The 23,744-nt window shown below is 55.8% G+C and carries 16 protein-coding genes; 7 read left to right on the forward strand and 9 right to left on the reverse strand.

All coding sequences use genetic code 11. The annotated features are described in order from the left end of the window. The first annotated feature begins 81 nt into the window (after positions 1 to 81). Complete coding sequence (gene dcp, locus EnteroDNA1_RS02275; protein ID WP_069302751.1) at positions 82 to 2,115, forward strand: peptidyl-dipeptidase Dcp; 2,034 nt, start codon at positions 82 to 84, stop codon at positions 2,113 to 2,115. A 319-nt stretch (positions 2,116 to 2,434) separates the two neighbouring features. Continuing rightward, a complete protein-coding gene (locus EnteroDNA1_RS02280) occupies positions 2,435 to 5,017 on the forward strand; it encodes a bifunctional diguanylate cyclase/phosphodiesterase (RefSeq protein ID WP_069302752.1) in 2,583 nt (860 codons plus the stop codon). A gap of 101 nt (positions 5,018 to 5,118) precedes the next feature. Here EnteroDNA1_RS02280 and uspF read toward each other — a convergent pair whose 3' ends face one another. Together uspF and EnteroDNA1_RS02290 are read right to left on the reverse strand one after the other, a co-directional pair. Then, a complete protein-coding gene (uspF, locus tag EnteroDNA1_RS02285; RefSeq protein ID WP_023292544.1) occupies positions 5,119 to 5,553 on the reverse strand; it encodes a universal stress protein UspF in 435 nt (144 codons plus the stop codon). 244 nt (positions 5,554 to 5,797) lie between these two features. Next, complete coding sequence (locus EnteroDNA1_RS02290; protein WP_033145409.1) at positions 5,798 to 6,469, reverse strand: MgtC family protein; 672 nt, start codon at positions 6,467 to 6,469, stop codon at positions 5,798 to 5,800. Positions 6,470 to 6,925: 456 nt separating this feature from the next. Here EnteroDNA1_RS02290 and EnteroDNA1_RS02295 point away from each other — a divergent pair, with 456 nt between their 5' ends. Further along, entirely contained in the window at positions 6,926 to 8,134 is a 1,209-nt protein-coding gene (locus EnteroDNA1_RS02295; RefSeq protein WP_047061728.1) for an MFS transporter, read from the forward strand. A 19-nt stretch (positions 8,135 to 8,153) separates the two neighbouring features. On the opposite strand, the gene EnteroDNA1_RS02300 is transcribed toward EnteroDNA1_RS02295, so the two are convergent. After that, a complete protein-coding gene (locus EnteroDNA1_RS02300; RefSeq protein ID WP_069302753.1) occupies positions 8,154 to 9,143 on the reverse strand; it encodes a 2-hydroxyacid dehydrogenase in 990 nt (329 codons plus the stop codon). 210 nt (positions 9,144 to 9,353) lie between these two features. Between EnteroDNA1_RS02300 and EnteroDNA1_RS02305 the strand changes: the two genes are divergently transcribed. From EnteroDNA1_RS02305 to EnteroDNA1_RS02315, 3 genes are read left to right on the forward strand one after another with little or no spacing between them, the layout of a single operon-like run. After that, complete coding sequence (locus tag EnteroDNA1_RS02305; protein ID WP_069302754.1) at positions 9,354 to 11,993, forward strand: YdbH family protein; 2,640 nt, start codon at positions 9,354 to 9,356, stop codon at positions 11,991 to 11,993. After that, entirely contained in the window at positions 11,990 to 12,181 is a 192-nt protein-coding gene (locus EnteroDNA1_RS02310; protein ID WP_014169918.1) for a YnbE family lipoprotein, read from the forward strand. The genes EnteroDNA1_RS02305 and EnteroDNA1_RS02310 overlap by 4 nt, the downstream gene beginning before the upstream one ends. Before the next feature lie 7 nt (positions 12,182 to 12,188). After that, the gene (locus tag EnteroDNA1_RS02315) at positions 12,189 to 12,506 is read left to right on the forward strand and encodes a YdbL family protein (RefSeq protein ID WP_023311566.1); all 318 of its coding nucleotides are present in this window, start codon (positions 12,189 to 12,191) and stop codon (positions 12,504 to 12,506) included. Here the strand turns inward: EnteroDNA1_RS02315 and feaR are convergent, their stop codons facing one another. Next, positions 12,507 to 13,415 carry a transcriptional regulator FeaR gene (gene feaR / locus EnteroDNA1_RS02320; protein WP_033145415.1) on the reverse strand — a complete coding sequence of 303 codons (909 nt, stop codon included), beginning with the start codon at positions 13,413 to 13,415 and terminating at the stop codon, positions 12,507 to 12,509. 241 nt (positions 13,416 to 13,656) lie between these two features. Here feaR and EnteroDNA1_RS02325 point away from each other — a divergent pair, with 241 nt between their 5' ends. Beyond that, positions 13,657 to 15,156: an aldehyde dehydrogenase family protein gene (locus EnteroDNA1_RS02325; protein WP_069302755.1), complete on the forward strand. Its 1,500-nt coding sequence runs from the start codon at positions 13,657 to 13,659 to the stop codon at positions 15,154 to 15,156. Positions 15,157 to 15,293: 137 nt separating this feature from the next. Here EnteroDNA1_RS02325 and EnteroDNA1_RS02330 read toward each other — a convergent pair whose 3' ends face one another. The 5 genes from EnteroDNA1_RS02330 to paaZ form a co-directional block, all read right to left on the reverse strand. Further along, positions 15,294 to 16,400 carry a GGDEF domain-containing protein gene (locus EnteroDNA1_RS02330; RefSeq protein ID WP_064672422.1) on the reverse strand — a complete coding sequence of 369 codons (1,107 nt, stop codon included), beginning with the start codon at positions 16,398 to 16,400 and terminating at the stop codon, positions 15,294 to 15,296. Between the two features lie 73 nt (positions 16,401 to 16,473). Then, positions 16,474 to 18,447 (reverse strand): alkyl/aryl-sulfatase, encoded by a 1,974-nt coding sequence (locus tag EnteroDNA1_RS02335; protein ID WP_033145418.1) that lies wholly within the window; start codon positions 18,445 to 18,447, stop codon positions 16,474 to 16,476. Between the two features lie 168 nt (positions 18,448 to 18,615). Beyond that, the gene (tynA, locus tag EnteroDNA1_RS02340; protein ID WP_069302756.1) at positions 18,616 to 20,892 is read right to left on the reverse strand and encodes a primary-amine oxidase; all 2,277 of its coding nucleotides are present in this window, start codon (positions 20,890 to 20,892) and stop codon (positions 18,616 to 18,618) included. A 495-nt stretch (positions 20,893 to 21,387) separates the two neighbouring features. Further along, the gene (locus EnteroDNA1_RS22605; RefSeq protein ID WP_257784974.1) at positions 21,388 to 21,522 is read right to left on the reverse strand and encodes a hypothetical protein; all 135 of its coding nucleotides are present in this window, start codon (positions 21,520 to 21,522) and stop codon (positions 21,388 to 21,390) included. A gap of 69 nt (positions 21,523 to 21,591) precedes the next feature. Beyond that, positions 21,592 to 23,634, reverse strand: coding sequence for a phenylacetic acid degradation bifunctional protein PaaZ (gene paaZ, locus EnteroDNA1_RS02345; RefSeq protein ID WP_069302757.1), 2,043 nt, complete (start codon positions 23,632 to 23,634; stop codon positions 21,592 to 21,594). Positions 23,635 to 23,744 lie beyond the last annotated feature (110 nt).

Below are 23,744 nucleotides of genomic sequence, written 5' to 3' on the forward strand. Positions count from 1 at the left end.
AAGGCAACATTTGTATGACGGCGTTGCAGGGGATGGCGGCCTGGCCTACTCTGGGAGGATACCCGTACTCAGGAGCGAAATATGACGGCCACGAATCCCTTTTTTGACATCAGCCTGCTGCCTTACCAGGCCCCCCATTTTGATGAAATCAACGATAGCCACTATCGCCCGGCCTTTGATGAAGCGCTTCGCCAGAAGCGGGCGGACGTAGACGCCATTGTGTCCCAAACCGCTGCGCCGGACTTCACCAACACCGTGCTGGCGCTGGAGAAAAGCGGCGCTTTGCTCTCGCGCGTCAGCAGCGTGTTCTTCGCTATGACCTCCGCACACACCAATGCGTATCTGCAGGAGCTTGAGGAGCAGTTCTCCACCGAGCTTGCCGCGCTGGCAAACGACATCTGGCTGAATGACACCCTTTTCGCCCGCGTGGAGAGCGTCTGGCAGGACCGTGCCGCGCTGGACGCCGAATCCCGCCGGCTGGTCGAGGAGACGTATCAGCGGTTTATTCTGGCCGGCGCGCGTCTGAATGAAAAGGAAAAAGCCGAGCTGAAGGCGCTGAATACCGAGGCGGCGACCCTGACCAGCCAGTTTAATCAGCGTCTGCTGGCTGCCGATAAGACGGGTGGGCTGGTGGTGGATTACGCGCACCAGCTTGATGGGCTCAGCGCCAGCGAGATCGCCGACGCGGCGCAGGCTGCCGCGGAGCGAGGGTTAAACGACCGCTGGCTGATCCCGCTTCTGAACACGACTCAGCAGCCCGCGCTTTCCGCGCTGCGCAATCGTCAGACCCGCGAAAACCTGTTCAACGCAGGCTGGACGCGCACCCAGAAAGGGGATGAAAACGACACTCGCGAGCTGATCCTCCGCCTTACGGCGCTGCGCGCCCGGCAGGCCCGCCTGCTGGGATTTGACGATTACGCCAGCTGGAGTATCGCCGACCAGATGGCGAAAACCCCGGACGCCGCGCTGGAATTTATGCGCGGCATTGTGCCCGCCGCCCGCGCCCGGGCAGAGCGCGAGCAGGACGATATTCAGAAAGTGATTGATGACGAGCAGGGCGGTTTCACCGTGCAGGCCTGGGACTGGGCCTTTTATGCCGAGCGCGTGCGTCAGGCAAAATATGCCCTCGATGAATCGCAAATCAAACCCTATTTTGCGCTCAATACCGTATTGCACGATGGCGTATTCTGGGCCGCAAGCCAGCTGTTTGGCATCCGCTTTGTGGAGCGCTTCGATATTCCGGTGTATCACCCGGACGTCCGCGTCTGGGAAATTTTCGACCACACCGGTGAGGGCATGGCGCTGTTTTACGGCGACTTTTTTGCCCGCGATTCCAAGCAGGGCGGGGCCTGGATGGGGAATTTCGTCGAGCAATCCTTCGAGCTTGCTGCCCGTCCGGTGATCTACAACGTCTGTAATTACCAAAAACCGGCTAACGGCGGCGTCGCGCTTCTCTCCTGGGATGACGTGATCACCCTGTTCCACGAGTTTGGCCATACGCTGCACGGTCTGTTTGCCAGCCAGCGTTTCGCCACGCTCTCCGGGACCAATACGCCGCGTGATTTCGTTGAATTCCCGTCGCAGATCAACGAACACTGGGCCAGCCATCCACAGGTATTTACCCACTACGCCCGCCATTACGAAACCGGTGAACCGATGCCGGACGCGCTGCGGGAAAGCATGCTCAACGCGACCCATTTCAACAAGGGTTATGACATGACGGAGCTGCTGGCTGCCGCGCTGCTGGACATGAACTGGCACGGGATCAGCGAAGCCGTTTCGAGCGTAGACGCATTTGAAGCGGCAGCACTGAAAAAAGAGGGGCTGGATCTGCCCGCCGTACCGCCGCGCTATCGCAGCAGCTATTTTGCCCATATTTTCGGCGGCGGCTACGCGGCGGGATATTACGCCTACCTGTGGACGCAAATGCTGGCGGACGATGGCTATCAGTGGTTTGTCGAACAGGGCGGTCTGACTCGTGAAAACGGACAAAAATTCCGCGAGGCGATTTTGTCCCGTGGTAACAGCACGGATCTGGCAGAACTTTATCGGCAGTGGCGCGGGCACGATCCGAAGATTGAACCGATGCTGGAAAATCGCGGGTTGAGCGAATAGAGCCAGTCTCGTCAGAAAAAAGAACCGGGCTTTACGCCCGGTTTTTTTATAGGCTCCAACGTGCTTGTAACGTCTTCTGCAAAAACAGTTTTAATATGTTTTCTTTATAAATAAAACAGGTGAGATTAAAACTTACTTCGAACAGTATATTTAATTAGCCAAGATTAGGTTTTAAATGAATTAATGGTTAATAGTTTGTTCTGGATTGTAAAAATAAAAACCTTTAGCTTCGGATTTTTAGCTATAAATTTTTGTTATTTTGTGCCGATAAATGAAAGTGGCATAAAAATCGACGCAGTAGCAGTTAAGAAGGCGAAAGATGACCCTACCTCTGAACAATCCGGGCTTCACGGACACCGAGCCTTCTAAAGGCCTGATAAATAAAACCTTTACCTATATTGTAACGTTGTTAATAAGTATTTTTATTGCGGCAATAATTTCCCTGCTAATAATAAAAGATAATGTGAATGAAATCAGCGACACGCACGATGAATTTTTGTTAAGGAAAGCCCTGGAGACCCGCCAGGAGAGCATGCGAAGTCATTTGAAAGATAATGCCGAGTGGGGAGATGCCTACAAACATCTTCATCTGAACAATGACGTTCACTGGGCGTGGGATAAGCAGAACCTGGGTAAGTCCCTGTATGACAACTTTGGCTACGAAGGGGTGTTTGTTCTCTCTCCAGAAGGGAGTACGCGATACAGCGTCGTTGACGGGAAACTGAAGCTGCAGGAGCTGGAGAGCTGGTTAGACAAATCAACCAAAGACCGTTTACTCCATGAGTTGAGTATAAAAAAGGGAGTGCCGGTTTCTGTGCTAGCGCTTATCGATTCCGTGCCGGCCATTGTTTCTGCGCAATGGATAACGACGGGCGATGATACGAGCGTGCAAACCATGCCCGGAAAACCGTCGACAATGGTGTTTATAGACAAGTTAACGGCTAAAAAACTCCTCACGATTGGGCAGGATGACGGCATCCAGAACGTTCGTACTTCACCTGATACAGCCACTTCTCAAATAAATAATCAGACGGAATTTACCTTAAGCACACAGAATGGAGATGTGAAAATTATCTGGGACGGTGAAAATCCCGGCCAGGCGTTAATAATTTATTTTTTGCCATTGCTCATTCTTTCCGTCGTTCTGACGGTATCGATGACGGTGATATTAATGCGCCATATTATGCACAAGGCGAGAATGCTTGACGAAAATACGTTTCTCCTTGAGCAGGCGCGGTTGAATCTTATTACGAGTGAAAAAAGATTCCGGGACGTCAGTGAAACAACCAGCGACTGGTTCTGGGAAACAGATTTATCGTTAAGGATAACGTGGCTATCGGGTCGTTTTTCTACAATAACGGGATATGAAAATAGCAAATGGATAGGCCGCAGGTTGGATGAACTCTTTCCGGCGACAAGCGGATTATCACATGACTGCGCCGGGCAGCGGGATTTAACCGAACGCTTTGAATTTAAAAACTGTCCTTATACTCACGCGCAAAAAACCACGTCATATTGCACGCTTCTGGCAAAGTTTTCTGCTCAGCCTGATGGAACGGTGGTGTTGCGAGGCGCGGCAACCGACGTCTCTCAGGAAGTAGAAGCAACAAAACGCGTGGAGTTCCTGTCACGCCATGATGAATTAACCGGTCTGCCGAACCGGTATCATATTAAGGAATTTCTGGCTGGCCAGTTGGCGAAAGAAGACCTTAACCGTTATCCGTTTGCCATGATTTGCCTTGATTTAGACAAGTTTAAACCCGTCAATGATATTTTCGGGCACTCCACCGGCGATGCCCTGCTTGGCGAGGTCGCTTCACGTCTTAAAAATTGCGTTCGTCGGGGTGATTTTGTCGCACGGCAGGGAGGGGATGAATTTATGCTTCTCCTCGGCAACACCAGCCAGCAAGACCAGATTGAGGAGGTGTGTCGTCGTATCGTGCAAGAACTTAACCGTCCTTTCGCCATTGAGGGCAATGATGTGGCGATAGGCGTAAGCATGGGCATTGCGCTGGCTCCCCGGGATAGCAGCAGCGCAAACGATCTTCTACGCTACGCGGATATTGCGCTGTATCAGGCGAAACAATCCGGCAGAAACCGATGGGTCTATTATCGCCCGGATATGTCGGAAAAGTTGACTGAACGCAGGAAACTGGAATTAGAACTCAAGACCGCGATTCGCGAAGAACAGCTCTACCTGGTTTACCAGCCGCGTTATAACCTCCGGTATTCTAAAATTGAGGCCGTCGAAGCGCTGGTACGCTGGCAGCACCCGGCTCGGGGGACCATAATGCCCGACCAGTTTATCCCGCTGGCAGAAGAAACCGGGCTGATTATTAGCCTGAGCAACTGGGTCATACGCAAAGCCTGTACGGAGACGAAAGACAAATTGCCGGGATTATCGGTCTCCGTCAATATTTCTGCTATCGAATTCCAGGCAAGCGATCTTGCCGAAAGAATAAAAGAGATCCTTCACGAAACGGGGCTTGAATCCAACCGGCTGGAAATTGAAGTCACTGAAAACGTTACGCTTTCCGACCCGGAAAAAACCTTACAGACCATGAAGTCTCTCAAAAGAATGGGCGTCCGCATTCTGATTGACGATTTCGGTACCGGCTATGCCTCTCTGAGCTATCTGCGGAAGTTTCAGTTTGACGGGCTTAAGCTCGACAAGAGCTTTATTTTTACCCTCGGTGACTCGCCGCAGAACCAGTCAGTCGTGGAGAAAATTATCGACCTGGGAAAAGCCTATTCCATGGCGGTAACCGCAGAAGGGGTGGAGACCGTCGAACAGCTGTCTTTTCTGAAAAAAAATAAATGTGATGAAGTTCAGGGCTACCTGCTTGGAAAACCGGCCGCCATTGCGGACTTAAATTTAAACGCCAACAGAGTAAATCTCTAAATCGCGTTTTCACTCAGGAAAGCGCAAATGAAAAACCGGGCTTCTCGCCCGGTTTTTGTTATCCGCTCTCCGTTCGTATCCACGATCGTAAACGCCGCTTTCTATCTTACGACCAGGACAGGGCATTTCGCATGCCGAACCACTGCCGCAGCGTTCGAACCCAACAGATACGTCGATATGTCAGGTTTGTGGGAAGCGATGATAATCAGGTCGGCATCGATCGTGTCAGCGAGCTTAAGGATTTGATCTTTTGGAGAGCCCGTCACGGCGTGAGTCTGTATCTTGTCTGGAGGAATTTTGAATTGCTTAACGATTTCATCCAGCTTCGCTAAGGCCGCGTGCTGGAACTCTTTCAGCTTCGGCATTTCAACCGAATAGGCCAGGCCTAATGATGAATAATACGGAAGCGATGGAATGACGGTAAGAAAGTGAACTTTAGCTGTGTTAAGTGCTGTATGTGCCTGAACGAAGGGGATAACCATGTGCGTCAGGCTATCCTCTGAAATGTCAATTGGAACCAAAATTGAGTTATACATTTGTCCCTCCTGAGTGTTTTTCACACAATTCAGGGTAGACCGTTAATTTCAGGAAAACAGAGAGCAAGCTGTCATAACGGGGACAAATTTCGGTTATGTGATAGGCGTACAGTCGAACCTGCCCTGATCTCGTCAACGTGGCGTGACAACGAACAGGGGCATTCGGGGATGAATCTCTCCGCGTCACGGTCCGTTTTCTGCAAAACGCCAAAGCCTCAACCGGGCGCAAGGCCCGGTACCTTGTTCATATTGCGTGACAGCTGACGGACGCGATAATTTTATTCCCGCCCATATTCCCCATAATCAGATCGAGTAATTTTCGGTATTCCTCCCGGGTCATCACTTCCGCCCGAATTTCAGTTTTACCTTCTGCTTGCGCCGTAGCGGAATAAATCGCTTTCAGACTTAACGTCAACTCTTTCGCCATATTTACGACGCTCTGCCGCACCGCATCTTCATGCTCATCATTGCAGGTGATTTTAAGTACATAGCATTTTTCGCCTTCATGGAGCACAGGCAGTTGATTAATTCGCTGCGCGGCTTCGCGAAGCAATATGTTAGCGCAGAGAATAATTAGGCTGGCCATGGCGGCATTCCAGAACTGGCCTAATCCGCATAGCACGCCAATTCCGGCCGAGCACCACAGCGTTGCGGCGGTGTTTAAACCACGAATATTCATTCCTTCACGCATAATGACGCCAGCGCCAAGAAAGCCGATTCCGGAGACGATCTGCGCTGCGATACGCCCCGGGCTATCAGGAGAAGTCGATACCGAACTTAAAATGAACACTGCCGCACCCGTGGCAACCAGTGCATTGGTACGAAGTCCGGCCATACGCTGGCGCCACTGTCTTTCCGCGCCAATAATTGCGCCCAGCAGCATCGCTGCGAGCAGATGAGAGATATAAGGGAACATCAGCCTGTCGCCTGTTAACGTTATTAAATAATAAGCGTCAGTGCTTTGCTAAGCACATCATAACGCCGTTTAAATGCTAAACGTGTCAGGACGACGGTGGCGGAAAGAGTGAATGTGTAAACATGAACATGCGATGCCCCACAAATTGAGTGGTTTTACTATTTCGGGATACAATCGCTTAAAGAGGATTGCTGCCCACCGTTTCAGGTAAGCAGCGAGGAAATCGCGCTAGCTTACCTTCGTATCAACAATAAAATAACTTTCCAACGAAGGACTCCTGTGAAAATTTATTGCCAGTATAGTCAGGGTCGATAATGAGTAAAGCGAAAAGACAGCCTCCGTTATGAATTGTTTAAGTTCGCAAGGCATATTTTTTAAGACGTCATCTGATTTTAAAAAATACCCGCTATACTACATTTCCTTTTTTACAGGCGATAACAGACAAAGGCAGGAAGTATGTCTCTTCGTTCGCTGCGGGCATTATGCCTGACAAGTTTTTTCATCGCGGATGTCCGCGATGGCCTCGGTCCTTTTCTCGGTATTTTTCTGACCGAACGCCACTGGGCTCCCGATGATATCGGCATCCTGATGACGGCCGGTGGGCTGGCGGGATTACTGGCCACGCTGCCGGCGGGATTCATCACCGACACCTCACGCAGCAAGCGGACCGTGCTGGCGCTGGTGTGCCTGCTCATCACCCTCAGCACGCTCCTGCTCTGGTTTAGCCAGCAGAGCGCTGTTGTCGCCGTTTCGCAAATTGTCTCCGGCATCTGCGCGGCGTTTGTTGGGCCGCTGATCGCCGGGATTACCCTGGGGCTGACCGGCCAGAGCGGGTTCAGCGCGCAGATGGGCAAAAATGAGGCGTTCAATCACGGCGGAAACTTTGTTACCGCACTGATTGCAGGGGGCATTGCGTGGTACTGGGGCGTCGGCGGGATTTTCCTGCTGATGACCTGTACCACGCTGTTAACGCTCTGTGCGCTGCTTGCCATTCGCAACGGGGATATCGATAACGACGCGGCGAGGGGGCTCTCTTCTTCAGCGAGCCTGCCGGTTCCCGGCTTTGCCGTGCTGATTAAAAACCGGGCGCTGTTTGTGACCGGACTGACGCTGCTGCTGTTTCACCTGGCGAACGCCGCGCTGCTGCCGATGCTGAGCATGAGGGTGGCCGCCGCGCCCGCCTCGATCAACCCCGGTTTGTACGCGGCGGGCACCGTTATTATCTCTCAGGCCGTGATGATCCCCGTCGCCATCTGGGTCGCCCACCGAATAGACCGCTACGGCTACTGGCGCTTGATTATGCTGGCGCTGCTGGTGATGCCGGTGCGCGCCGCGCTGGCGGCGTCGACGGACGCGCCGCTCATGATGATCCCGGTACAAATTCTCGACGGGCTCGCCGCAGGGATCCTGGGCGTCGCGGTACCGTCGTTTATCGTGGTGCTGTTGCGCGGGAGCGGGCACGTCAATGCGGGGCAGAGTGTGGTGATGCTGATGCAGGGGGTAGGGGCATCAATGAGCCCGGCGTTAACCGGCACGATTGCCGGTCATTACTCATTTGCCACGGCATTCAGTGTTCTGAGCGCGATTGCGCTGGTAGCCGTCCTGCTCTGGTGGTGCTTTGCGCACCGGACCTGGGAAACTGACAGTACGCCGGGTGGGGCATAGCCGCCACCCGGCGTCATGCTTACGCCAGTTCGTTAGGGCACGCTTCGCCCTTTTCCAGCTGCTGCAGGTTACCCAGCGTGGTTTCTGAAATGCTGATCAGCGCTTCGGCAGTCAGAAACGCCTGGTGTCCGGTAAACAGCACGTTATGACAGGCTGACAGGCGGCGGAACACGTCGTCCTGGATCACATCATTCGACTTGTCTTCAAAGAACAGATCGCGTTCGTTCTCGTACACGTCCATTCCCAGCGCGCCAATTTTCTGGGTTTTCAGCGCTTCGATAGCGGCCTGAGAGTCAACGAGCCCGCCGCGGCTGGTGTTGATGATCATCACGCCATCTTTCATCTGGTCAAACGCCGCCTGGTCAAGCAGGTGGTAGTTCTCCGGCGTCAGCGGGCAGTGCAGGGAGATCACGTCAGACTGGGAGAACAGGGTCGGCAGGTCGACGTATTCCACGCCCAGCTCCAGCGCAGCGGCGCTCGGGTACGGATCGAACGCCAGCAGACGCATGCCGAAGCCTTTCAGAATGCGCAGGGCGGCGACGCCAATTTTACCGGTGCCGATCACGCCCGCGGTTTTGCCGTACATGGTAAAGCCGGTCAGCCCTTCCAGAGAGAAGTTGGCATCACGGGTGCGCTGATAAGCGCGGTGAATACGACGGTTGAGCGACATCATCATGCCAATTGCATGTTCCGCGACCGCTTCCGGGGAGTACGCCGGGACGCGCACCACCCTCAGACCCAGCTCTTTCGCCGCGTCGAGGTCCACGTTATTAAAGCCCGCGCAGCGCAGGGCGATATACTTCACGCCCTGTTTTTTCAACTCTTCCAGCACCGGACGACTGCCGTCGTCGTTAACAAAAATGCAGACGCCTTCACAACCGTGCGCCGTTTTGGCGGTTTTTTCGGACAGCAGAAAGTCGAAAAATTCAAGCTCAAACCCGTAAGCCTCGTTAACATGTTGCAGATACTTTTTGTCGTACTGCTTTGTGCTATATACCGCGAGTTTCATAAGACTTTCTCCAGTGATTTTGCATTCACGTTAGCATGATTAAAATTATCTTACAATTTCTAAAATATTATTGAATTCAATAAGTTCTATCAATTATTCTAGAGCATCTATCATTAAAAATGGCATTCCCTTCAACTGACTGGCTAAACATGCGACAATGATCGGCACTGCCGGCTTAAATCTTTCGCTAAATCAGGATATTAACTGCCCATGAAGGGTAAATACAAAGCCGCTCTTGCGCTTTTACTGCTGTTCATATTGTTGCCGCTGACGCTGCTGATGACGCTCGCCCAGTGGGTACCGACGCTCGCCGGGATCTGGCTGCCCGTCGGGACGCGCATCGCTTTCGAAGAGAGTCCGAAACTTACCCGCCACGCGCTGGTGATCCCCGATCTTCGCTATCTGGTTGAAGACTGCGAAATTGCCCGCATCGATAACGTGACGCTGTCACATCCGAGCCGCTGGAAGCTGGATATCGGTGCGCTGGATCTTAACTCCGTCTGTCTGAGCAAAATTCCCCAGTCTGCGCCCTCAACGGTCGCCCCCAAAACGCTGGCACAGTGGCAGGCGGTATTACCTAATACCTGGATCACGGTTCACCGTCTGACGCTGTCGCCCTGGCAGCAGTGGCAGGGCGAGCTGCATGCGTCGCTGACGCCCTCCATTCAGGAGATCGCCTATAAAGGCGAGCAGGTCAGCATTAAAGGCACGCTTCGCGGTCAGACGCTCTCGGTCAGCCAGTTCGATGTCCAGCTCCCGGACCAGCCGCAGCCGATTAAGCTGGTGGGCGAGTTTACCTTGCCGCTGGTACCGGATGGCGTGCCGGTGAAGGGCCACGCGGTCGCGACCTTTAACGTGCCACAGTTGACGTCTCTGGTCGATGCCGATCTGGACTGGGAAGACAATCAGGGTCAGCTGGTGGTGATGGCGCGGGATAATCCCGATCCGCTGCTTGACCTGCCGTGGCAGATCACCGCGGAGCAGCTGAACATCAGCGACGGGCGCTGGAACTGGGATCTCTCGGGTATGCCGCTGAGCGGGCGGGTGTCCCTTCGCGCCGACAACTGGCAGCAGGGGCTGGATAAAACCACCCTGACCGGACGGCTGAATATGCTTACCCAGGGTGACGCGGGGAAAGGCAACGCGGTACTGAACATTGGGCCCGGCAGACTCAGCATGGAAAACAGCGACATGCCCCTGCATCTGAGCGGCGAGGCGAAGCAAAACGATCTTATTCTTTACGCCAAATTGCCCGCCACGCTGACCGGCAGCCTGTATGAACCGCAGCTGGCCTTTGAGCCGGGCGCGCTGCTCCGCTCGCGCGGGCGCATCATTGACTCACTCGATATCGATGAAATCCGCTGGCCGCTGGCGGGCGTGAAGCTGACGCAGAAGGGCGTGGACGGTCGTTTACAGGCGATTCTGCGCGCTCATGAAAACGAGATGGGCGATTTTGAACTCCATCTGGACGGTCAGGCCAACGACTTTTTACCTGATAACGGCCTGTGGCAGTGGCGCTACTGGGGGAAAGGCGGTTTCACGCCGATGCATGCCCGCTGGGATGTCGCCGGGAAAGGCGAGTGGCGCGACAATCTTATTGAGCTGACGGCGCTCTCCACCGGTTTTGACAAGCTCCAGTACGGCACGATGGAGGTCAGCAAGCCGCGTCTGGTGCTGGATCAACCGGTGCGCTGGCTGCGTGACCCCGAAAAACCGGCCTTCAGCGGCGCGCTGTCGCTCAACGCCGGGCAAACCCGTTTCTCCGGCGGCAGCGCGTTGCCGCCCTCGGTCCTGACCTTCAGCGTCGACGGCACCGACCCGACCATTTTTCAGTTCAAGGGCGACCTCCATGCGGACAAAATCGGTCCGGTACAGGTGAATGGACGCTGGGATGGCGTGCGCCTTCGCGGGCAGGCCTGGTGGCCAAAACAGTCGCTCACCGTCTTCCAGCCGCTGATCCCGCCGGACTGGAAAATGACGCTGCGCGACGGGGAGCTTTACGCGCAGGTCGCCTTCTCGGCGGCGGCCGATCAGGGCTTTGAGGCCGGTGGGCACGGCGTGCTGAAATCCGGCAGCGCCTGGATGCCGGATAACCAGATTAATGGCGTCGATTTTGTGCTGCCGTTCCGCTTCAGCGAGGGTACCTGGTCTCTCGGCACGCGCGGTCCGGTCACGTTGCGCATAGGCGAAGTGGAAAACCTGGTGACCGCGCGCAACATTACCGCCGATCTACAGGGGGATTATCCCTGGACGGAGGACAATCCGCTGCTCCTCACCAACGTGAAGGTGGAAACCCTCGGCGGGAAAATCACCATGCAGCAGCTGCGGATGCCGCAGCACGATCCGGCCCTGCTGCGCGTGGACAATATCTCTTCGAGCGAGCTGATTAGCGCCGTTAATCCGAAACAGTTTGCCATGTCAGGGCCGGTGAGCGGGGCGCTGCCGTTCTGGCTGGACAATGAAAGATGGATCATTAAAGATGGCTGGCTGACCAACCCGGGGCCAATGACGCTGCGCATCGACAAAGATACGGCAGACGCCATCGTGAAAGATAATATGGTGGCGGGCGCCGCGATTAACTGGCTCCGCTATATGGAAATTTCGCGTTCGTGGACGAGAATCAATTTAGATAATCTGGGTGAATTAACCATGCAGGCGACCATCAAGGGGACCAGCCGGGTGGATGGCAAAAGCAGCTCCGTCAACCTGAACTATACCCATGACGAGAATGTCTTTACCCTCTGGCGCAGCTTGCGCTTTGGGGACAACCTGCAAACCTGGTTTGAGCAACATGCGGCGATACCTGCTCCCCGCAGTTTGACTGGCAAGGAAAGTGAGGAACAACAATGAAAAAGATGGCTGGTGTGCTCACCGTTGCCGTTGCCGCGCTACTGACCGGCTGTACGCCGCGCATTGAAGTCGCTGCGCCAAAGGAGCCGATTACAATTAATATGAATGTCAAAATCGAACATGAGATCCATATTAAGGTCGATAAAGACGTTGAAACCCTGCTGAAATCGCGCAGCGATCTGTTCTGAGGATGCCATGAAACGATTAGCTCTCATTTTACTGGCGCTGGGGATGAACGTGCAGGCGGCTGCGCTGACCTTAAACGATGCCCGGGCGCAGGGGCGCGTGGGGGAAACCCTCAGCGGCTATCTTGCCCCGATTCAACAGGACGCGGAAACGCTGGCGCTGGTCAATCGTATCAATGCGGCACGCGCGGAAAACTACCAGAAGCTGGCCGACAGCAATAATTTGCCGGTTGATGAAGTGGCTAAAATGGCCGGTCAGAAACTGGTTGCCCGCGCGCAGCCGGGCGAATACGTGAAGGGCATTAACGGAAAATGGCTCAAAAAGTAGTTAGCGGTAGCGCCTGCGGTATTCACCCGGCGAGACGCCAAAACGCTGCTTAAACGCCGTTGAAAAATGGCTATGGTCGGTGAACCCCCAACTGTAGCCAATGCCCGCCAGCTTTTCATCATCACCGGTAGATTGCAGTGCCTGCGCGCAAAGATCCAGACGACGATTTTTGATGTACTGCGCCACCACCAGCCCCTTCTCGGCAAACATGCGGTAAAGGCTGCGCACGGACATGCCGCTCTCGGCGGCAATCCATTCCGGGCGCAGCGATTCAGACTGAATATGGTCGTCAATCAGCGCCACCACATGCTGGAACTGGCGCTCCTTGCGCGGCTGAATGATTTCACGCTGCTGGAATGCGGGGCGCAGCAGGCAGATCATCGCTTCGAGCGCCGCTTCGCTTTCACGGTCACTCAGGTCGGCATTGCTCATGCTCTCCATCAGCAGGCGATGGCTCAGCTGTACCGTGGGCAAGGTGCGGGAAAGGGCGGTCGCGCAGCTTATCTCCTGGAAGCGACACTGCTGCTCAATAATCTGACGGGGAACCAGCAGCGAAATCTGGCGGGATTTTTCCCGCCAGTTGATTGAGCAGGGACGTGACGCGTCAATCAGCGTGATATCACCGGTTCTGAGCAGCGCGCGACGATCATCCTGCTCAATTTCCGCGCTGCCTTCGAGCTGGAACACGGTATAGAACCAGGCATCATTACTCTGAGCGATCTCCTGACGGGAGCGGAACAGGTTGACGCCGCCTGCGGTCACGGTGCTGAGCTTCAGGCTGCGCGCGTAGCTAGTCTCCAGCTCGCCGAAGAATTTCCCCCCGGTGGGCTGCGCGTTAAAACGCCCGCAAACCTGGTTAATTTGCGCCAGCCATTGCTGATACTGTTCCTGCTCGCTTGCACACGCCATCGTTTCTCTCACTGCACCGTCAACGTTTTTGCATTGTTGCATTTGTGTTGCATTTTGTCAGAGCTATGAGGCTGACTATAGGAAAGAACACTCACCGGTAACAGCGATATAAGCGGCAATTATCGCGATTTGCGGAGCCTGTCACAGGTGGCAAAGCGAATGTCACAGAGACAAAAGCGCGAACGCAAAACCCCACTTAGACTGGATGGACACCCTGCGAAGAATAACGAAGGAGTATCCTATGTCTGAATCACTGGTATCCATTCAGCCTGCCGTACAACAATTTTTAGACCGACAGCATGGCCTGTGGATTGAAGGGCGTCAGGCCGCGTCGGACAGTGAAAAACGGCTGAACGTCTTCAACCCGGCCACGGGCGAGGTCATTGCCTCGACTGCCGATGCCAGCGTCGACGACGTTGATCGTGCCGTCATGTCCGGCTGGCGCGCGTTTGTCGCCCGCAGCTGGGCCGGAAAACTGCCGGCGGAGCGCGAGCGGATCCTGCTTCATTTCGCCGATCTGGTCGAACAGCACAGCGAGGAGCTGGCCCAGCTTGAAACGCTGGAGCAGGGCAAATCCATCAACATTTCGCGCATGTTTGAAGTCGGCTGCACCCTGAACTGGATGCGCTATACCGCCGGGCTGACCACCAAAATTTCGGGTAAGACCCTCGACCTTTCCATCCCGCTGCCGCAGGGCGCCCGCTATCAGGCGTGGACGCGTAAGGAGCCGGTTGGCGTGGTGGCCGGGATTGTGCCCTGGAACTTCCCGCTGATGATCGGGATGTGGAAAGTGATGCCTGCGCTGGCCGCGGGGTGCTCTATTGTCATCAAGCCCTCAGAGACCACGCCGCTGACCATGCTGCGCGTGGCGGAGCTGGCCAGCGAAGCGGGCATTCCGGACGGAGTGTTTAACGTGGTGACCGGGAGCGGCGCGGTGTGTGGCGCAGCGCTGACCTCGCATCCGCATATTGCAAAGGTGAGCTTTACCGGCTCAACGGCGACGGGTAAGCAAATTGCCCGCGCGGCGGCGGACACGCTAACCGGGGTGACTCTGGAACTGGGCGGGAAAAACCCGGCCATCGTACTAAAAGACGCAGACCCGGCGTGGGTGATCGAAGGCCTGATGACCGGCAGCTTCCTGAACCAGGGGCAGGTGTGCGCGGCGAGCTCGCGCATCTATATTGAAGCGCCGCTGTTTGACACGCTTGTCAGCGGGTTTGAGCAGGCGGTGAAATCCCTGAGCGTCGGGCCGGGCATGTCGCCGGAGGCGTTTATCAACCCGCTGGTGTCGCGCGCGCACTGCGACAAGGTGCAGACCTTCCTTGACGAAGCGAAGTCGCGCAACGCGGAGCTGATCGTCGGTAACCGGGGGCCGGAAGGCAAAGGCTATTACGTTTCGCCTACGCTGGTGGTGAACCCGGATGCCTCACTGCGCCTGACCCGTGAAGAGGTGTTTGGCCCGGTGGTCAACCTGGTACGCGTCGCCGACGGAGAAGAGGCGCTCCAGCTGGCAAACGACAGCGAGTATGGCCTGACGGCCAGCGTCTGGACGCAGAATATCAGCAAGGCGCTGGAATATACCGACCGGCTGCAGGCGGGCACCGTCTGGGTGAACAGCCATACGCTGATTGACGCCAACCTGCCGTTCGGCGGCATGAAGCAGTCCGGCACCGGACGTGACTTTGGTCCGGACTGGCTGGACGGCTGGTGTGAAACCAAATCGGTGTGTGTGCGCTACTAGTAAAAGCAAAAGGCAACCTGGAGGTTGCCTTTTTTGTGTTTGTTCCCTCTCCCGTGGGAGAGGGTCAGGGTGAGGGCATCAGGCTGCACCGGGCGAATTTTGTAGGTCGGGTAAGCCGTAGCCGCCACCCGACATGTTTACAGCGACCACCGATCCCGCCCGGCCTCTTTCGCCCGATACAGCGCCGCATCGGCGCGGGCGATGATCTCGGTGCCTGCTAACCCCTCCGCCATGCTCGCAATCCCCATGCTCACGGTGACACGATCGCTAACGGTTGACGCACTGTGCGGTATAGCTTCTGTACGCAGGCCGTTCTGAATGCGTAAGGCCACCTTTTCTGCGATGTTTTCCGGACAGTTAAACAGGATCACCACAAACTCCTCGCCGCCGTAGCGTGACACCACATCGTCAGGCGTGCGCACCGACTGCTTCAGCACCCGCGCCACGCGGGTCAGGCAGTCGTCACCCGCCTGGTGCCCGTAGGTGTCGTTGTAGCGTTTGAAATAGTCGATATCCAGCATAATCACCGAGAAGGTTTTTTTCTGCTCAACCGCGTTCTCCAGCACCACTTCCATTTTCCGGCGATTGGCGGTTTTGGTTAACGGATCCTGATGCGCCAGCGCATCCAGTCTGGAGATCAGCAGCTGATTTTGCTGATTACGTCGCCAGGCCTCGTCAAACCAGCTCAGCAGGATGAAACGCCCGCAGATCAGGATCAGCGTGAATACGCTCCAGATAGTGGCAAAGCGCAGGTTCAGACCATGATTCAGCACCCAACTGGCAACCGGCAGAGTGAGCCACAGTGGGAGCACGAACGAAAGTAATCCCATCGGGTAAAAATAGAGCGCAGTCAAACCGGACAGTAATAAAATTACGCACAGCGGCCAGACGTGAGGAAGAAGTAGATCGGTGATGAACCAGAAGCTGCACATCGACCAGAAGGTGCTGCAAACAAACAATACCACGCCGATTCCGGCAATGCGCCGCCAGGCCATGATGACCAATGTAACTGACAAAATGATGATGCCCAGCATCGAGGCATCGACAATCCGCGTCAGTTGCCTTGAACCGGGATACAGCATATCGCTGTTCTCCAGCAAAATGTGGCGAAGCAGAATCATCACCGCGAAGCTGATATTCACGAAGGCCAGCCACGGCAGGTTCATCGCCAGCCCGTGCATGACCATAGCATGGCGCGTTGGCCAGGTTGCCCGTTCAAGTGTCGGTTTTTTTCTTTTTTCCATTGACGCTTTTTACCCTTTCTGGCTAACACGTGAAGCAGGAAAGGGCGGACGAACCGCCCTTTTGCGTGCACCGTTACGGTGTCACAATGTTAAACCAGAAATCAAACTTGTCCATATAGCTAAGCATGGCATCAAGTTTCGCGCTGTCGCCAGTAATTTTAATATTTCCGCTGTCCTGAGCCTGTTTCAGCGTCACCTCCTTGAGGATGATTTTATTCAGGGTGTCACGGTTAAGCGTCAGCGTCGCGTCCGCCTCTTTTGCTTCTGCGTTCGCCGTGTGGTTCAGCACGCCGTTTTCCAGCTCGAGTTTGTACTTCCCGCCATCGCTGCCCAGATCGATGTTAAACACCGATTTGGCGTCACCCGCTTTTTGTCCGTTGATATGGACAGCCAGATAGTCAAAGAACATCTCCGGCGTCATCGCGCGCACCGTATCCGGGCTGGCGGTATTCGGCGTTGGCCCTTTCACCACGCCGTTACGCAATTCCTGCGCGCCGGTCAGGTAGAAGTTACGCCACGGGCCGGATTCAGCCTGATAGCCAAGCTGTTCCAGCGCATCCGCTTCCAGGTTGCGCGCCGCCTGGTTGTTCGGATCGGCAAAGACCACTTTGCTCACTACCTGCGCCACCCAGCGGTAGTTACCCTGGTCGAAGTCGGTTTTCGCCTTGCTCAGGATGGCATCCGCGCCGCCCATATACTCCACGAATTTCTTCGCGCCTTCTTCTGGCGGCAGTTCATCCAGCGTCGCCGGGTTGCCGTCAAACCAGCCCAGATACAGCACATAGGTGGCTTTTACGTCATGGCTCACCGAACCGTAATAGCCGCGGTTGGCCCAGGTATGCGCCAGTGAATCCGGGAGCTTGAAGTTCGCGGCGATTTCGTCGCGCGTCAACCCTTCGTTGGCCATACGCAGCGTCTGGTCGTTGATGTAACGATAGAGATCGCGCTGGCTTTTCAGCAGCTTGACGACGTTTTCGTTGCCCCAGGTCGGCCAGTGGTGCTGCGCCATGATGATTTCAGCTTTGTCACCCCAGCGCACAATCGCCTGGTTGATGTATTTCGACCACGGCAGCGGCTCGCGGATTTTGGCCCCGCGCAGCGAATAGGTGTTGTGCAGGGTGTGGGTCACGTCCTCAGCGGATTCAATCAGTTTTTTCTCTTCGATATACCAGAGCATTTCCGATGGCGCTTCGGATCCCGGTGCGAGCATAAAATCATAGGTCAGGCCGTCGATAACCTCTTTCTGCCCGTCTTTCTCAATGATGTTAGTCGGGGCAATCAGCGTGACCGTCCCGGCGGAGGTCGTTGTTCCAAGACCGGCACCGACCTGACCTTTGGCATCGGGCTTCAGCAGGTTGCCATACATATAGCTGGCGCGGCGGCTCATCACGTTACCCGCCATGATATTCTCCGCAACGGCCGCTTCCATAAACCCGGCTGGCGCGTAGACCTTCACTTTGCCGGACTTCACGTCGGCTTCATCCACCACGCCGCGCACGCCGCCATAGTGGTCAACGTGGCTGTGGGTATAAATAATGGCGACGACCGGCTTCTTGCCGCGATTTTTAAAATAGAGATCCATCCCGACCTTCGCCGTTTCTGCCGACACCAGCGGGTCAACCACGGTAATACCTTCTTTCCCTTCAATGATGGTCATATTTGACAGGTCAAGATTTCGGATCTGATATACGCCGTCGGTGACTTCAAACAGGCCGCTAATATTAATCAGCTGAGATTGACGCCATAAGCTGGGATTAACGGAGTCCGGTGCTTTATCGCCTTCTTTAATAAATGAATATTGCTGTGGATCCCAGATGACATTCCCTTGTTCCCCTTTGATAATTTCCTGAGGAATCGGTGCAATAAAGCCTTTATGGGCGTTCGTAAAATCGGTGTTGTCGGAGAAAGGAAGCTGATTAAACAGGGCGTTATTGGCTTGTTGCGTTGCAGTCGTGGCATCCTTCGGGGCGTCTGCGGCATACGCGGAACTGACGGAAATAACAAGTCCAGCCAGAGCAAGACTCCTGACGATCAAATTGAATTTCATCCTAAACCTCTCAGTGATGTATTACGTCGCTTGTGGAAAATTCGCGTCCTGGCTGAAAGTGGTTCAAGAAATGCAATGGGAATAAACGAGGTAGAAATAACTATAATCGGGGAGAGGTATTCAGCAAGTAAATAGATGAAAAACCGGGCATTGCGCCCGGTGCGTTATTTATTTCTGTTCGTCTTTCTTTTTCCCTAGCGTTGGCGTCTCGTCAAAGAAGTTCCACGGCTTAAGCAGGGTATGTACCCATTCCGTCGGCATAATCGGCCACTCCTCCGCGCGGGCGACGTGGGTAGTGCCGGTGGTCATCCAGACCACGTCATCCTGACCGTTGAGCGACTCGTTATCCTTGCTGTACTGCCCCAGGCCCGTGTCGTGGATGGAGCGGTTCGGGAATTTCCCTTCCGGGTAGAGCTCATCCGGATGGTAACGGGTCACCCAGAGCTGTTTGTCCATAAAGCTCAGGCGATGATAAATCCACTCGTCCGGGGCAAATTTCGCGCCGGTCGCCACCGGGTGCGTTCCCCCCGCGTAAGGGATAATCTGGTATGAGACCGGGTTGCCCATGCGGTTCTCTTTACTGGTGTTGCTCAGCAGCCGAATGGTGCCCGGGTCGAATTTCTGCGCCGCCTGCTGCTCGGTATCAATATCGTACTGATTGATCTGCATGGTGCTGGTCCGCGGGCCCCCGGCGGTATTCGGCTTCACTTCCGGATCCATCGCCACCAGCTTGTTGTTGATGCCGTCCACGTCCATATCGAGACGGAAGTTGTAGATGTGCTGGTGCGTGGTGCCCACGATGTTATGGTCGATCAGCGTGCCGTATTTGGTGTCGTCTTTGGCGGTGGCGTCGTGCATGGTTTTCGCCTGAACGCCTTTCACTGCTTCGATACCCGTCGCGCCGGCATCAATGCCGATGGTGCCATTTTCATGGAACACCCAGTCGAAGATGTAATCGTAGTTGCCCACGGTACTCACCCAGCGCACCACCAGCTCGCGGCGCTCGGTGCTGACGTTCGGCTGGCCCATCTCCTGATGTTTGTATTCCGGCCCCGCGTAGCGTTCGAAAATGGCGATCGCGCGCGGGATCTCCATCGGCGCGCCGGTGTAATCCGGGATAGTTTCATTGAGCATCACGGCATTGGACGGCACGTCTTTACCGCGCACCAGCGGTGAGGTCAGGGTGCCCATACCGTAGTCGCCGGAGTCGAGATAGGCTTTAAAGTACCAGCCCACGTCCGGATCGCCATAAGGGACGATCATGCCGCCGAGCGACCCCTGATACATCACCTGGCGCTTTTTGCCGTTGTCGTTATAGGTGACGGTTGAAATCATCGGGCCGACGCGGGAGTCCAGGCTCAGGTGGAAATCCCAGTTCTGCCAGTGCACCATATTCCCGGTGATGGTGTAGTTCTTGCCTTCTGGTTCAGTGATGTTGAGCGGTTTTTTCGGCGTCTCTTCGCGGTCGCGGCCATCATAGGGACGCGGGGTCATGGGAACCGGAACAACGGCGCCTTCTTCAATCTTCTGGATCTTTTTCTGCTCAAGATCGACAACCGCGACCAGGTTTTCAATCGGGTGCGCCCAGTAGTTGCCGTCGCCCACGTCCAGATAGCTCACCACCTTCAGCAGGCGATCTTCCTGCTTCAGGCCGTCTTTACCGTCGAAATAGCCGACGGTCAGCGGCGTGGTAATCACTTTTTTCGGGTCGGTGATGCCGTGTTTTTTAAGCACCTCGGCGAACTCGGTACTTTCGTTGATGATCTGCTGAACGGCGGTGAAATCATCCAGCAGCACCATGCCGTGCGCGTCTTTTACCGGTTCCCAGCGCAGGATTTTTTTATCCTTCAGGTCCACCACGCTTTCGATAACGTGCTTGCCATCAAGCATGACGATCTTCGCCTGGCGAGGGGCATCCACTGCCGTACCGTTAAGCACAAAGTCCCACACTTTGGCTTTCTCGGGCTCTGCCAGGGCGATCTGGGTAAAGCGGGTATTCGGCTTAAAGTCCGCCGAGGCTTTTACAATCTCAACGGCCTGCTTAATTTCGTCCGCCGTTAACGCATTTAACGGGTGAGGGCGTTTTTCGACCTGGAAGGTCTGGTCAAGGCCGGACTGGAAAACGTCGTTGATGAAGGTATCGGAAATAAAGGCTTTCTTGCCTTTCATCACCACCGGCACCTCAAGCCTGAGGGTTTTACCGTTGACGATGGCGGTTTTAGCGCCCGGTTTGACCTTCACAAAGGCACCGTCTTTCGCAATGGTGAACATCTGTGCGTAATCATCCCACTGAACGTCCGCGCCAAAGTCCTGCAGCGTTTTGTCCATCGGGACCATATGCGCCTCACTGCCGTGGGCGAAAACAGGGGATTGCCAGGCGCAACACAGCGCAACGGCCATGGCCAGCGCCGTTCTACGGGCAGAAAAAGAAGAATTGCTTCCCATCGTAGACCTCATCTTGTTGTGTTTATACCCGTCATACTTCAAGTTGCAGGTGCGTTGGCTGCACTCACTCACCCCAGTCACGTACTTATGTACGCTCCGGGGGATTCGTTCCCTTGCCGCCTTCCTGCAACTCGAATTATTTAGGGGATATTGTGTTGTGACAGCCTTATCCTGACAGGCGCCCGAGAAAAGCGTTTGCCTGCATCTGCCAGATTATTTGTCAGCCTTGCCAGGTTAAAAAAAGAGCGGGGATAAATCACATGCCGGGCCATTTCCTCTCCTCACAAATGATGTCAGCACAGGCGACCCCCTCTCCCTTGAGGGAGAGGGCTGGGGTGAGGGGGAACATACGGCTGTGGTGGTTATTCCGTTCACTTTATGTTCCTTGCTACTCTGTAACGACATGACCGGTGAACGTGCCAGGGTGGCTCAGTCGCCACCACCCTGGCAACCCGGGCTCCCGGCGGTAAATCGCCGCTTCGCGGTCCCCTCAGCTTATTCCTTCAGGCTATCGGGTCGGGCATGAGCCTGCATCCCTGCAGGCCACGCCCCGGCCTTACGGAAACGCTTCGGCGATTTACAGCCGGACCAGGGCATCGCTGTAAGCCATTCATTTTCCTGAAGCAACATTTATCGCTTCCGGTTAAAAAAATTACTGGGATTCCTCTCCCTTTGGGGAGAGGGTCTGGGTGAGGGAACTTAGCTGAATTCGCCCTGCTGGCGCGCCACCAGCGTCAGGATGGAGTAGAGCGCCACGGCCTGCTGGTGCTGGTTGAAGATCTCAACCGCCCATTCCACCACGCCGGTTGGTTTTTCCTCGGCGGTACGCTGTTTCTTCAGCGTTTTACGCTTGCAGGTCAGGCGCACCTGAATGGTATCGCCCGGCTTAACCGGCTCGATAAAACGCAGGTTTTCCATGCCGTAGTTGGCAATAACCGGCCCGACGCCCGCATCAACAAACAGTCCCGCCGCGGCGGAGATCAGGAAGTAGCCGTGCACCACGCGCTCGCCGAAGATCGACTCCGCCGCGCCGATCTTGTCCATATGGGCGTAGAAGTGGTCCCCGCTCAGGCAGGCAAAGTTCACGATATCCGCTTCCGTGAGGGTGCGGCGCGGCGTCAGCAGGCTGTCGCCCGGCTGCAGCTCCTCAAAGTATTTGCGGAACGGATGCACGCGATCTTCCTGCACCGCTGCGCCACGCACCCACTGTTTGCCAATGGCGGCCAGCATCGACGGGCTGCCCTGAATCGCGGTGCGCTGCAGGTAGTGCTTCACCGCGCGCAGGCCGCCCAGCTCTTCGCCGCCGCCCGCGCGGCCCGGGCCGCCGTGCACCAGCTGAGGCAGCGGGGAGCCGTGGCCGGTAGACTCTTTTGCTGATTCCTCGTTAAGGATCTGAATACGCCCGTGGGCGCGCGCCGCACCGGCAATAAACTCGCGGGCAATGGCCTGGTCTGCGGTGACCAGCGTACCGGCCAGGCTGCCGCCGCCCGCGCGGGCAAGCTGCATCGCGTGGCGCGCGTTGCGATATGGCATCAGCGTCGCAACCGGGCCGAAGGCTTCGGTTGAGTGCACCGCCGGGGTTTCATCCGGCTGCGGGCAGAACAGCAGGGTCGGCGGGAAGAACGCCCCCGCGGCCTGCAAATCCGCTTTGCCGCCCAGACGTATCTGGCAGCCTGCGGCGATCAGTTGCTCCACTTTCTCCTGCACGTCCGCGCGCTGTTCGGCGTTGACCAGCGCCCCCATCTTCACCCCTTCCTGCGCCGGGTCGCCCACCACCACTTTTTCCAGGCGGGCAACCAGCGCCTGGCTCACCGCGTCAATCTGGTTTTGCGGGACGATAATTCGGCGAATGGCCGTACATTTTTGCCCGGCTTTGGCGGTCATCTCGCGGACCACTTCCCGGATGAACAGGGCGAATTCCGGCTGGTCTGGCGTAACGTCTTCCCCCAGCACGCAGCAGTTCAGGGAGTCGGCCTCCATCGTGAACGGAATCGAGTTCGCCACGATATTCGGGTGCACTCGCAGGCTTTGCCCGGTGCTGGCGGAGCCGGTAAAGGTCACGACGTCCTGGCTGTCGAGCTGGTCGAGCAGATCCCCCGCGCCGCCGCAGATCAGGCTGATGGCGCCGTCCGGCACCAGTCCGCTGTCGACGATGGATTTCACCATCGCCTGCGTCACCTGCGCGGTCGCGGTAGCGGGTTTGATGATGGCGGGCATGCCGGCAAGCCAGGTCGGCGCCAGCTTTTCCAGCATTCCCCAGCAGGGGAAGTTAAAGGCGTTGATGTGCACCGCCACGCCGGATTTGGAGGTGAGGACGTGGCGCGCCGCAAAGCCGCCTTCTTTCGACAGGGGGATTAACTCGTCTTCCGGCCACAGGGTGTCATCCGGCAGCTCGCGGCTGCCCAGGCTGGCGTAAGTGAAGAGGGTGCCGATGCCGCCTTCAATATCCACCCAGCTGTCCGCCTTCGTCGCCCCGGTCTGGGCCGACAGGGCATAAAACGTCTCTTTCTCGCTCAGCAGGTGCTTTGCCACCGCCTTCAGCATGGCCGCACGTTCGATAAAGGTCATCTCGTGAAGCGCTTCCCCGCCGCGCTCAATCGCATAGCGACGGGCGGCCGCCATGTCCAGCCCTTCGCTGGTCACGCTCCACAGGGCTTCGCCACTGATGGCGTGATGAATAGTGCGCTCGCGGCCCCGGCCAGACTGCCAGGTACCGGATAAGAAGCTGGCTAACTGCTGCATCGCTTATCTCCAAATGTTACGTGATTTACTCATTAATAGTTTGATCGTGAATCATAAAAATCAAGCTGAGTTTTTAATGAATTGTTAACGTTGTGATCTGGCTGGATGAA

The sequence above is a fragment of the Enterobacter sp. HK169 genome (assembly GCF_001719105.1).
In the GTDB taxonomy this organism is placed as follows: domain Bacteria; phylum Pseudomonadota; class Gammaproteobacteria; order Enterobacterales; family Enterobacteriaceae; genus Enterobacter; species Enterobacter asburiae_B.

What these genes read in the sequence shown, in the direction of transcription:
- EnteroDNA1_RS02310 (WP_014169918.1), top strand. Translation starts at nt 11,990, where the DNA reads ATGAAAAAGATGGCTGGTGTGCTCACCGTTGCCGTTGCCGCGCTACTG.
- feaR (WP_033145415.1), bottom strand. Translation starts at nt 13,415, where the DNA reads ATGGCGTGTGCAAGCGAGCAGGAACAGTATCAGCAATGGCTGGCGCAA.
- EnteroDNA1_RS02280 (WP_069302752.1), top strand. Translation starts at nt 2,435, where the DNA reads ATGACCCTACCTCTGAACAATCCGGGCTTCACGGACACCGAGCCTTCT.
- uspF (WP_023292544.1), bottom strand. Translation starts at nt 5,553, where the DNA reads ATGTATAACTCAATTTTGGTTCCAATTGACATTTCAGAGGATAGCCTG.
- EnteroDNA1_RS02305 (WP_069302754.1), top strand. Translation starts at nt 9,354, where the DNA reads ATGAAGGGTAAATACAAAGCCGCTCTTGCGCTTTTACTGCTGTTCATA.
- EnteroDNA1_RS02295 (WP_047061728.1), top strand. Translation starts at nt 6,926, where the DNA reads ATGTCTCTTCGTTCGCTGCGGGCATTATGCCTGACAAGTTTTTTCATC.
- EnteroDNA1_RS02290 (WP_033145409.1), bottom strand. Translation starts at nt 6,469, where the DNA reads ATGTTCCCTTATATCTCTCATCTGCTCGCAGCGATGCTGCTGGGCGCA.
- tynA (WP_069302756.1), bottom strand. Translation starts at nt 20,892, where the DNA reads ATGGGAAGCAATTCTTCTTTTTCTGCCCGTAGAACGGCGCTGGCCATG.
- EnteroDNA1_RS02300 (WP_069302753.1), bottom strand. Translation starts at nt 9,143, where the DNA reads ATGAAACTCGCGGTATATAGCACAAAGCAGTACGACAAAAAGTATCTG.
- paaZ (WP_069302757.1), bottom strand. Translation starts at nt 23,634, where the DNA reads ATGCAGCAGTTAGCCAGCTTCTTATCCGGTACCTGGCAGTCTGGCCGG.
- EnteroDNA1_RS02325 (WP_069302755.1), top strand. Translation starts at nt 13,657, where the DNA reads ATGTCTGAATCACTGGTATCCATTCAGCCTGCCGTACAACAATTTTTA.
- EnteroDNA1_RS02330 (WP_064672422.1), bottom strand. Translation starts at nt 16,400, where the DNA reads ATGGAAAAAAGAAAAAAACCGACACTTGAACGGGCAACCTGGCCAACG.
- EnteroDNA1_RS02335 (WP_033145418.1), bottom strand. Translation starts at nt 18,447, where the DNA reads ATGAAATTCAATTTGATCGTCAGGAGTCTTGCTCTGGCTGGACTTGTT.
- dcp (WP_069302751.1), top strand. Translation starts at nt 82, where the DNA reads ATGACGGCCACGAATCCCTTTTTTGACATCAGCCTGCTGCCTTACCAG.
- EnteroDNA1_RS02315 (WP_023311566.1), top strand. Translation starts at nt 12,189, where the DNA reads ATGAAACGATTAGCTCTCATTTTACTGGCGCTGGGGATGAACGTGCAG.
- EnteroDNA1_RS22605 (WP_257784974.1), bottom strand. Translation starts at nt 21,522, where the DNA reads ATGTTGCTTCAGGAAAATGAATGGCTTACAGCGATGCCCTGGTCCGGC.